General features: G+C 71.2%; 11 protein-coding genes. 8 read left to right on the top strand and 3 right to left on the bottom strand.

Features of this window, described 5'->3' with window-relative positions:
* Positions 1-114 precede the first annotated feature (114 nt).
* Positions 115-987, bottom strand: coding sequence for a dihydropteroate synthase (gene folP, locus ACFVW8_RS36620; RefSeq protein WP_389697904.1), 873 nt, complete (start codon positions 985-987; stop codon positions 115-117).
* A 122-nt stretch (positions 988-1109) separates the two neighbouring features.
* On the opposite strand from folP, the gene ACFVW8_RS36615 reads away from it, so the two are divergent.
* Both ACFVW8_RS36615 and ACFVW8_RS36610 read left to right on the top strand, forming a co-directional pair.
* Positions 1110-1526, top strand: a complete 417-nt coding sequence (locus ACFVW8_RS36615) for a hypothetical protein (protein WP_389697902.1) — start codon at positions 1110-1112, stop codon at positions 1524-1526.
* Entirely contained in the window at positions 1523-2110 is a 588-nt protein-coding gene (locus ACFVW8_RS36610; protein WP_389697900.1) for a DNA-3-methyladenine glycosylase I, read from the top strand. The genes ACFVW8_RS36615 and ACFVW8_RS36610 overlap by 4 nt, the downstream gene beginning before the upstream one ends.
* A 12-nt stretch (positions 2111-2122) precedes the next feature.
* Here the strand turns inward: ACFVW8_RS36610 and ACFVW8_RS36605 are convergent, their stop codons facing one another.
* A complete protein-coding gene (locus tag ACFVW8_RS36605; RefSeq protein ID WP_389697898.1) occupies positions 2123-2926 on the bottom strand; it encodes an enoyl-CoA hydratase/isomerase family protein in 804 nt (267 codons plus the stop codon).
* A 312-nt stretch (positions 2927-3238) separates the two neighbouring features.
* Between ACFVW8_RS36605 and ACFVW8_RS36600 the strand changes: the two genes are divergently transcribed.
* The gene (locus ACFVW8_RS36600) at positions 3239-3406 is read left to right on the top strand and encodes a DUF3117 domain-containing protein (protein WP_003966491.1); all 168 of its coding nucleotides are present in this window, start codon (positions 3239-3241) and stop codon (positions 3404-3406) included.
* A gap of 118 nt (positions 3407-3524) precedes the next feature.
* Here ACFVW8_RS36600 and ACFVW8_RS36595 read toward each other — a convergent pair whose 3' ends face one another.
* Complete coding sequence (locus ACFVW8_RS36595; RefSeq protein ID WP_123523731.1) at positions 3525-4190, bottom strand: O-methyltransferase; 666 nt, start codon at positions 4188-4190, stop codon at positions 3525-3527.
* Positions 4191-4371: 181 nt separating this feature from the next.
* Here ACFVW8_RS36595 and sigE point away from each other — a divergent pair, with 181 nt between their 5' ends.
* The 5 genes from sigE (at position 4372) to ACFVW8_RS36570 (ending at position 9308) form a co-directional block, all read left to right on the top strand.
* Positions 4372-5133, top strand: a complete 762-nt coding sequence (gene sigE, locus ACFVW8_RS36590; protein ID WP_384134012.1) for an RNA polymerase sigma factor SigE — start codon at positions 4372-4374, stop codon at positions 5131-5133.
* A complete protein-coding gene (locus ACFVW8_RS36585) occupies positions 5130-6119 on the top strand; it encodes a zf-HC2 domain-containing protein (protein WP_389697895.1) in 990 nt (329 codons plus the stop codon). The genes sigE and ACFVW8_RS36585 overlap by 4 nt, the downstream gene beginning before the upstream one ends.
* A 110-nt stretch (positions 6120-6229) precedes the next feature.
* Positions 6230-7954: a S1C family serine protease gene (locus ACFVW8_RS36580; RefSeq protein WP_389697893.1), complete on the top strand. Its 1725-nt coding sequence runs from the start codon at positions 6230-6232 to the stop codon at positions 7952-7954.
* A 99-nt stretch (positions 7955-8053) separates the two neighbouring features.
* The gene (locus ACFVW8_RS36575) at positions 8054-8530 is read left to right on the top strand and encodes a sec-independent translocase (RefSeq protein ID WP_389697891.1); all 477 of its coding nucleotides are present in this window, start codon (positions 8054-8056) and stop codon (positions 8528-8530) included.
* Positions 8531-8648: 118 nt separating this feature from the next.
* On the top strand, positions 8649-9308 hold the full coding sequence (locus ACFVW8_RS36570) for a hypothetical protein (RefSeq protein WP_389697889.1): 660 nt from the start codon (positions 8649-8651) through the stop codon (positions 9306-9308).
* The last annotated feature ends 339 nt before the right edge of the window (positions 9309-9647 follow it).

Here is a 9647-nt window from a genome sequence, read left to right as displayed (position 1 = left end):
CGCGTTTACCTCTCCAGCCCCTCCGGCGTTTGAGGAGCGGGGGTCCGGGGGCGGAGCCCCCGGTTACGGGAAGGGGCGGGCAGAGGAACAAGCCCGCCGCAGGCGCACCCCGCGCTACGCCAGCCCGCGCCGGGCCACCGCCGGCGCCCGGTGCCCGGCAATGGACGCCACCATGTCCAGGACCTCCCGCGTCTCCGCCACCTCGTGCACCCGGTACACCCGAGCCCCCAGCCACGCGGACACCGCGGTCGTCGCCAGCGTGCCGAGGAGACGTTCCTTCACCGGGCGGTCGAGCGTCTCGCCCACGAAGTCCTTGTTGGACAGCGAGACCAGCACCGGCCAGCCCGTCTCCGCCATCTCACCGAGCCGGCGCGTCGCCTCCAGCGAGTGGCGGGTGTTCTTCCCGAAGTCGTGACCGGGGTCGATCATGATGCCGTCCGGCCGGACCCCCAGATCCACCGCCCGTTCGGCCAGCCCCAGGGTCACCCGAAGGATGTCGGCCAGCACGTCCTCGTAGCCGACCCGGTGCGGCCGGGTCCGCGGCTCGGCGCCGCCCGCGTGGGTGCACACCAGCCCCGCCCCGTACCGCGCGGCGACCTCCGCGAGCTTCGGGTCGACACCGCCCCATGCGTCGTTCAGCAGGTCGGCGCCCGCCTCGCAGACCGCCGCGCCGACGTCGTGGCGCCAGGTGTCGACGCTGATCACCACGTCCGGGTGACGGCGGCGCACCTCGGCGACGAAGCCGACGGTCCGGCGGGCCTCCTCCTGGGGGGAGACCTCTTCGCCCGGGCCCGCCTTCACCCCGCCGATGTCGATGATCGCGGCACCGTCCGCCACCGCCTGCTCGACGCGGGAGAGCGCCGGCTCGTCCTGGAACGTCGCGCCCTGGTCGTAGAAGGAGTCCGGCGTGCGGTTCACGATCGCCATGATCACCGGCTCGTGCGCATCGAACTCGCGCCGCCCCAGCCTGAGCGCACCGCTTCGCATCCCGCGTCTCTCCCTGTGAATCCCCTGGCGGATCTCCCGCCAGGACCAACTGCCGACCCTAACTGTCAGTGCCGCATGGCACGATCGGACCCGGACGAAATTCCGCTCCCGGGGAGATACGCGTGTTCTGGTTCTTGCTGCTCGCGATGGTGGTGGTGGTTGCCGCGGTCACCCTCGCGGTGGTCGGCGGAGGGAAAAGCGCCATCCTGCAGGACGTGGCGCCCGAGCAGCTGACGGATCCGCTGCCGGCGACGCGCCCGGTGGGCCGCGCGGATGTCGAGGCGCTGCGGCTGCCGGTCGCCGCCCGCGGCTACCGGATGACGGATGTCGACGAGGCGCTGGGCCGGCTCGGTGCCGAGCTCGCCGAACGGGACGCGCGGATCGCGGAGCTGGAGTCGGCGCTCGCCGGTGCACAGGCCGTCAGGGCCGGCCGTCCCGACTTCCTCAAGGAGCACCAGGACGGGGTCCAGGAGCCCTGGCAGGCGCAGGAACAGCCACCGTCGGGCGCGCCCCGGCCGGACGAGGAGGACGGGCGATGAGCGGCGGCGCCGAAGCGGCGGCGGACGGTGGGCTGCGCTGCCCGTGGGGCCTGTCCACCGAGGACTACCTCACCTACCACGACACCGAATGGGGCCGCCCGGTCCACGGCGACGACGCCCTCTTCGAGCGGCTCTGCCTGGAGGCGTTCCAGTCCGGGCTGTCCTGGCTGACGATCCTGCGCCGCCGGGAAGGCTTCCGCAGCGCGTTCGCCGGATTCAGCATCCCGGCCGTGGCGAAGTTCACCGATACGGACCGGGAAAGGCTGCTCGGCGACGCGGGCATCATCCGCAACCGCGCGAAGATCGACGCCACCCTGGCCAACGCCGAGGTGCTGGCCGGCTGGCGCGGCGGTGAGCTGGACGAACTGATCTGGTCGTACGCCCCCGACCCGGCCGGCCGGCCGGCCCCCCGCAGCCTCGGAGACGTCCCGGCGGTCACGCCGGAGTCCACGGCGCTGTCCAAGGACCTCAAGAAGCGCGGACTGCGGTTCATCGGCCCCACCACCGCCTACGCCCTGATGCAGGCGTGCGGGCTGGTCGACGACCATCTCGCCGACTGCGTGGCACGCGGCACCGAGGCGTAGGGCCGGGCGCGGCTACCGTCCCAGGTACGTGGGCCGCTCCTTGGCGAGGAAGGCCTGCACCGCGATCGTGTGGTCCTGCGACGCGCCCGCCCGCGTCTGGAGTTCGTCCTCCTTCTCCAGCGCCTCGCCCAGGGTGTGACCGGCCCCGTAGGCGAGCGACTCCTTGAGCGCCGCATAGGCCACCGTCGGGCCGTCGGCCAGCGCGCGGGCCACCGCGGCGGCCTCGGCCGCGAGCTCGGCGGTGGGCACCAGTTTGTTCACGATGCCCAGGTCATGGGCGTCCTTCGCGGAGATCGAGCGCGGGAAGAGCAGCAGATCGGCGGCGCGGCTGTGGCCGATCAGCCGGGGCAGCGTCCAGGAGACGCCCGAGTCGGCCGTGAGCGCGACGCCGGCGAACGAGGTGTTGAACGACGCGGTGTCGGCCACCACCCGGTAGTCGCAGGCGAGGGCGAAACCGAAGCCCGCACCGGCGGCGACCCCGTTGACCCCGGCGACCACCGGCTTCGGCATCTCGGTGATCGCCCGCACGATGGGGTTGTAGTGCTCCTGCACGGTGCTGAGCGCGTTGCCGCCGCCCGACTCACGGGCTTCCGCCAGCTTCGCGACGTGTTCCTTGAGGTCCTGGCCGACGCAGAAGGCGCGTCCGCCGGCGGCGGTCAGCAGGACCGCCCGCACCGCGGGGTCCGCGGCGGCCGATGCCAGCGCGTCACGCAGCGCCACCTTGGCCGCGGTGTTCATCGCGTTCATCGCGTCGGGACGGTTGATCGTGATCGTCGCGAGCCCGTCGGTCACGTCGCTGAGCACGTCGTCGGCCATGTGTGGTCCCCTTTGCGCCTCGTCCAAAGCCTGTCGAGGCAAGCATGGCCGACTTCGGCCGAGGCGAACATGTGACCTGCGTCTAACAATTCCGCCCCGATGGAGGGGCAAGGGGGACGGAGTATCGCAGTCGGTTCGCCGAATTGGGTGGTTTTGAGCGAGCGCGTTGCGCAAGCGATGCAGAGCGATGTTGGTCATCGGGGTCTGTGATGCGGGATAATGGCCTGGAAGCAATGTGTTCGATGCCGGTGAGGCAGCGCCTGTCATGGGGCCGCCGGTTGCGATGAGCTGGTTTCAGGAAGGGGAACGAGCATGGCGGCCATGAAGCCGCGGACGGGCGACGGCCCGCTCGAGGTGACAAAGGAGGGGCGGGGCATCGTCATGCGCGTTCCGCTCGAAGGCGGCGGTCGGCTTGTCGTGGAGCTGACTCCGGACGAGGCCGATGCGCTCGGCGATGCCCTCAAGAAGGTCGTCGGCTGACGCAGAGGCGCCCACACTTCACTACTGCCCCGGCACGGAATCCGTGCCGGGGCAGTAGTGCGTCGGAGGTGTTCTCCGCTGTTGTGCGAGCCGCCCGAGGAGCGGGCCGGGGCGGGGCTCAGCCCCGTCGTACGGCGCAGAGCAGGCCGTCGCCCACCGGCAGCAGCGTCGCCATCAGCTCCTGGCTCTCGCGGACCGCGCGCAGCAGCTCGCGCAGGCGCAGCACCTCCGCGGGCTGAGGAGCGGAGTCGACCGTACGGCCGTCGGCGAAGACGCCCTCGAAGCACACCAGGCCGCCAGGTCGCAGCAGGCGCAACGATTCAGCGAGGCAGTCGAGACTCTCCATCCGGTCGCCGTCGCAGAACACGAGGTCGTATCCGCCGTCCGCCAGCCGGGGGAGTACGTCCAGAGCGCGGCCGGGGATGAAGCGGGCACGGTTGGCGGCGAACCCCGCGGCCCGGAAGGCCTCGCGGGCGAACTGCTGGCGCTCGGGTTCCGGGTCGACCGTGGTCAGCACCCCGTCCGGCCGCATCCCGTGCAGCAAATAGATGCCGGACACGCCCGTGCCCGTGCCGATTTCGGCGACCGCCTTGGCGTCCGTCGTGGCAGCGAGCAGGCGCAGCGCGGCGCCGGTGCCTGGTGACACCGAGCGGAGCCCCGCGTCCCGGGCCCGGTCCCGGGCCCAGCGCAGTGCTTCGTCCTCGGCGACAAAGGCGTCGGCGAACGCCCAGCTCGTCTGCCGGTTGGCGGTGATGGCCCTCTCCTGTCCCCGTAGTTGGCGCAACGGTGACTGTATCCGCTGCACCCGGGAACCCGCAGATGGGACCGGGCGTTATGAAGGGACAGGGGAAAGCCCGTGGAGCGGGCCCGCAGAGCGGGTCGCGGATCACAGGCCGGCGGTTCCCGGGGATGTCCCCGGCCCCAGCAGGAAAAAGGCTTATCCGGAGCTAACGGGCGAGGTGGCTATGGTAGGGGCTCCACTGGACACCACCAGAGCCGACAGGGGAGGTGCGGCTGCGCCTGTGGACCGTGGAGGAGTGCTGTGGCGCTTTCTCAGGTCGGCGGGTGAGCCGAAATCCGTGACCAACATTGCTGACCGTTCTTCCAACGACTCCGCAACGACCGCGACCTTCGCCTCGGATGCGGAATCCCAGGCGTGGACGCCGCCCTCATGGGAAGAGATCGTCAGCACGCACAGCGGTCGTGTCTACCGCCTTGCCTACCGACTGACGGGAAACCAGCACGACGCCGAGGATCTCACCCAGGAGGTCTTCGTCCGCGTGTTCCGTTCGCTGTCGACCTATACGCCCGGCACCTTCGAGGGCTGGCTGCACCGCATCACGACCAACCTGTTCCTGGACATGGTGCGTCGTAAGCAGCGGATCCGTTTCGACTCCCTCGGCGACGACGCCGCCGAGCGGCTGCCGAGCCGCGAGCCGTCGCCGCAGCAGGTTTTCAACGACACCCACTTCGATGCGGACGTCCAGCAGGCGCTGGACACCCTTGCGCCGGAATTCCGGGCCGCGGTGGTGCTCTGCGACATCGAGGGACTCTCCTACGAGGAGATCGCCGCGACACTCGGCGTCAAGCTCGGCACCGTTCGCAGCCGTATCCACCGCGGGCGCTCGCATCTGCGCAAGGCGCTTCAGCACCGTTCGCCCGAGGCCCGTGCGGAGCAGCGCTCGCTGACCGGTGCCCTCGTGGCAGGGGAGGGCGGAGCAGCGTGAGTGGCACAGGTCCGACCTCCGCGGAACAGCATCTGGGGGACCGGCTCGCCGCGCTTGTCGACGGCGAGCTGAAACACGACGCCCGTGACCGGGTGCTCGCCCACCTCGCGACCTGTGCCAAGTGCAAGGCCGAGGCTGCCGCTCAGCGGCGCCTGAAGAATGTCTTCGCTCAGTCGGCCCCGCCCTCTCCCTCCGAGGGCTTCCTTGCCCGCTTGCAGGGCCTTCCCGGTGGACCGGGCGGTGACGACGACAGCCGGGGAAGACCGATGGGCGGCTCAGGCCGCTTCGGTGACGGGATCTTCCCCGTGATGCAGCCTCCCGGCCGGCGCACCGATTCGCCCTCAGGGGGCTCCCCGCTGGACGGCTTCGGCTACCTCCCGACCGTGCACGGTTCGACCGCCGTCCTTCCGTCCGGCTCGTCCCGCCCCGCCTTCCGGATCCACGAGGTCAGCCGCGAGGCCGACCGCTCGCCGTGGCGCGGCCGCAGGTTCGCGTTCGCCGCGGCCAGCGCCGTTTCACTGGCCGCCATCGCCCTGGGCGGCGCCCTTCCGACGGACTCGGGCCCCGATGCCCCGACCCGCGCCGAAGGCTCCGGCAGCAGCGTGACACCGCTGGACGCCGACGCCCGCGCGGAGAGCGACGGCAACGTCAGCCGCCGCGGCGGCGGAAGCCACGGCACACTCGCTGCGGCCGGCACAGGCGACCGCCCGGTCACGCTCACCGCGAACTCCGCGCCGTTGGCGTTCTCCTCGGCCTCCCCTCTGCTCGGCACCGGCGGTTTCGGCGCGAGCCGGTACGCACTGCCCGTCCAGGCGAATGTGTCCGCGCCTTCGCTGATACGTCCCGACAGCACCGGCCCGCTGTTCGCCCAGGCCCTCGGCAGCGGACTCTCCCCGGCCTCCCCGGAGCCGTCGCGGACCCCCACGTCGGCCGCCGGACTGCCGGTTCCCGCCAATCACGGACTGCCGCTCCTTCCCCGTCGCTGACACCGGTCGGCGCAGCTCCTGGGTAAACCTGGTTGAATTCCGGCAGGATTTCCGGGAGGGACGCCCTTGCGGGGCGTGCAGAGGCCAGTTGCGGCAGTTGCGGGGAGAGCATGGACGACGGGAAGCCCACCGAGCCGAAGGCGAAGTGGTGGAGCAGGCCCACACCGGGGCGCAGCACGCGGACAGCGCCTCAGGATCCGTCGCCCGTCGAGGACGCGGTACCCCCGGCGGACGCGACCGGAGTGAGTGACGCGGCGGACGCGGATCCGAAACAGGCGGTGACGCCCGAGGCGGTGACGCCCGAGGCGGTGACGCCCGAGGCCGTGGTGCCCGAGGTCACCTCGGCCGTGCCGCTCCACGAGCCCGACCAGTACAGCACCCCGCCCTACGGCGGACCCGGCCCCTGGGCGCCCGCACCCCCCGTACAGCGGCCGGTCCAGACACCTGCTCACGGCACCCCCGTACCGCCGCCCTACTCGGGAACGAACGGCGCAGGCGTCACGACGGCCTCCGTCGTCCCGGCGCCCGCTGCCCCGCCTGCCTCGTTCCCGCCCCCGCAGCCTCTTCCGCAGCAGCCCCAGGGACAGCCGCAGCACGCGCAGCCGCCGCAGGCGCAGTCCCAGCAGCCTTCGCCGCAGTGGCTGCAGTACGACCCCTGGGGTGCGCCCCGGCAGCCGCTGATCACCAACCCCGGCCCCCCGCTCGGCCCCGACGGCGGGCGGCGGAAGAGCCGGCGCGGCTCGGTCCTCGTAGGCGCGCTGCTCCTGGCCATTGTGGCGGGCGGCATCGGCGGCGGGATAGGCGCCTACATAGAGCGCAACGGCGGACTCACCCAGGTCGAACTGCAGCAGGACGAACGCAACGGCGGCGGCCGCGCCCCCGACAGCGTCGCCGGCATCGCGGCCAGCGCGCTGCCCAGCGTGGTCACCCTGCATGTCAGCGGCGCCACCGAATCCGGCACCGGCACCGGCTTCGTCCTCGACGACCAGGGACACATCCTCACCAACAACCACGTCGTCGCTCCGGCCGGTTCGTCCGGCGAGATCACCGTGACGTTCAGCGGGGGCGAGACGGCCGACGCCGAGATCGTCGGCAAGGACAGCGGCTACGACCTGGCCGTGGTCAAGGTCAGCGGTGTCTCGGGACTCAAGCCGCTGCCCCTCGGCAACTCCGACAACGTGCAGGTCGGTGATCCGGTGGTGGCCATCGGGGCGCCGTTCGACCTGTCCAACACCGTCACCTCCGGCATCATCAGCGCCAAGGACCGGCCGATCACGGCGGGCGGCGAGAAGGGCGACGGCAGCGACATCAGCTACGTCGACGCCCTGCAGACCGACGCCCCCATCAACCCGGGCAACTCCGGCGGCCCGCTGGTCGACACCGACGCGCACGTCATCGGCATCAACAGCGCCATCCGCGGCGCGGACAACGGTGCGACCACCGAGGGCGGCCAGGCCGGTTCCATAGGCCTCGGCTTCGCGATCCCGATCAATCAGGGCAAGCGCGTCGCCGAGGAGCTGATCAACACCGGGAAGGCCACCCACCCCGTGATCGGCGTCACGCTCGACATGAAGTACACGGGCGACGGCGCCAAGGTCGGCCAGAAGGACGCCGACGGCAAGTCCTCCGTCACGGAGGGCGGCCCCGGGGCCAAGGCCGGGATCGAGCCGGGCGACGTCATCACCGAGGTCGACGGCAGGCGGGTGCACAGCGGCGAGGAGCTGATAGTGAAGATCCGCTCGCACCGGCCGGGCGACCGGCTGCAGCTCAAGCTGGCCCGCGGTGGTAAAGACCTGTCCATGACTTTGACACTAGGCTCGGCAACAGGCACGTGACGGCCACGGGAAGCTACCGCGTGGACAGTTCCGCCGGGTACCGTGGGCGATGTCCGGACCTCAGCCGACCTGGTCGCGGAGAACACGAGGAGCCGCAAGGTGTTCAATGACATAGGACCGCTCGAGCTGGTGACGCTCGTGATCATCGGCGTGCTCGTCTTCGGCCCGGACAAGTTGCCCAAGGTCATTCAGGATGCCTCGCGTTTCATCCGCAAGATCCGGGAGTTCTCGGAGAGCGCCAAGGAAGACATCCGTACGGAGCTCGGGCCGGAGTTCAAGGACTTCGAGTTCGAGGACCTCAACCCCAAGACGTTCGTCCGCAAGCAGCTCATGGACGGCAACGACGATCTGGGGCTGAAGGAGATCCGGGAGAGCTTCGACCTGCGCAAGGAGGTCGCCGAGGTCACCGATGCGGTGAACGGCCAGGAGACCGCGTCCGTGGAGGCGAAGAGCGGCGTGTCGGGCAGTTCCGCGATCACCGCGTCGAACGGCTCGGCGGGCGCTCCCGACCTGCTCAAGAAGCGCGAACAGCCCGTGAAGGACGATCACCCGCCGTTCGACGCAGACGCCACCTGACCCCCGTCAATCCCGACTCGTCCGGACGGTATGGCTATTCTCCATCTGTCCGGTTGTGAGGACGCCCGAGGGGGGCGGGCCGCTCCGGACCCTACGGATCGAGGAGGCGGCCGGACAGATGGAGACAACGAGTCGGGTGGGCGCGGATGGTGCGCCGGACACAGGCACGGCCGAGGGGGTGTCGGCGGCCCGGCTCACGGCCGACGGCTATCTGAAGGCATCGTTCCCCTGGTACGGACTGGACGAGGCCTTCACCGGGCCGCGCTGGCTGATGCAGGTGGGCACGGCCGCGGACGGCACGGTGCAGCACGGGGCGACCGGCCATGGTGACGAGCCCTCGGTGCGCAGCGACGCGGGCGAGGACAGACAGAGGTTCGCGGTCGTCGTGACCGTGGCCAGCAGCCCGGTGCGGCGCAGTGGCGACGGTACGGGCGTGCTGGACGCGACGACGGTCTCCTCCGCGGCGTGGCTGGCCGGCTCCGGCCTGCTCGCCTACACCTGGCCCTCGCAGATGGACCACACCCTGCGCGACGACTGGCTCGACCAGCAGACGGAGACGGCTTTCGAGCTCGCCGACGACCTGGACGGGCCCGCGTGGTCGGCGCTGTCGCTGCCGGTCGACGGTGTGCCGGTGGACTTCCACTACCGCGAGTCCGAGTTCGGCTGGGTGCTGGCCGGGTCGGCGCACGGTGGGGTGCACATCGGGGCGTACGGGCGCGGGATGAGCGCGTACGGGCTGGCGTTCTCGGTGGTCGGGGACATCACGTCGTACGTGTAGCCGGTGGGCGTGCGGGTGCGGATGCCGGTGCGGGGTGCCGGGTTCGTCCGGCGGACGCGTTGTCCTCAAGCGCCGGACGGGCTGAGAAGGGTGTCCTCAAGCGCCGGACGGGCTGAAAAGATGCCCTCAATCGCCGGGCAGGCTGGGATTGGCCGGGCGAGGCCGGGATTGGCCGGGCTGAGCTGGAACGGCTGGGCCTGAGTGGTTCGGAGTGTGGTGGGGGGGGGGGGGGGGCCCCCCCCCCCACCATATACCCCGCGGGAGAAAAATTTTTGGGGGGGGGTTTACAAGGACAAAACCGGCCGGCCGCCGCCGAGGGCGCCCAACCGTGGAGCGGGG

This window comes from Streptomyces sp. NPDC058221 (genome assembly GCF_042882365.1).
In the GTDB taxonomy this organism is placed as follows: Bacteria; Actinomycetota; Actinomycetes; order Streptomycetales; family Streptomycetaceae; genus Streptomyces.
This window is presented reverse-complemented; position numbering and strand designations above follow the sequence as displayed.

Excerpts from the sequence above, each read along its gene's own strand:
- ACFVW8_RS36610 (WP_389697900.1), top strand. The coding sequence starts at position 1,523 with ATGAGCGGCGGCGCCGAAGCGGCGGCGGACGGTGGGCTGCGCTGCCCG.
- ACFVW8_RS36605 (WP_389697898.1), bottom strand. The coding sequence starts at position 2,926 with ATGGCCGACGACGTGCTCAGCGACGTGACCGACGGGCTCGCGACGATC.
- sigE (WP_384134012.1), top strand. The coding sequence starts at position 4,372 with ATGGTAGGGGCTCCACTGGACACCACCAGAGCCGACAGGGGAGGTGCG.
- ACFVW8_RS36570 (WP_389697889.1), top strand. The coding sequence starts at position 8,649 with ATGGAGACAACGAGTCGGGTGGGCGCGGATGGTGCGCCGGACACAGGC.
- ACFVW8_RS36580 (WP_389697893.1), top strand. The coding sequence starts at position 6,230 with ATGGACGACGGGAAGCCCACCGAGCCGAAGGCGAAGTGGTGGAGCAGG.
- ACFVW8_RS36600 (WP_003966491.1), top strand. The coding sequence starts at position 3,239 with ATGGCGGCCATGAAGCCGCGGACGGGCGACGGCCCGCTCGAGGTGACA.
- folP (WP_389697904.1), bottom strand. The coding sequence starts at position 987 with ATGCGAAGCGGTGCGCTCAGGCTGGGGCGGCGCGAGTTCGATGCGCAC.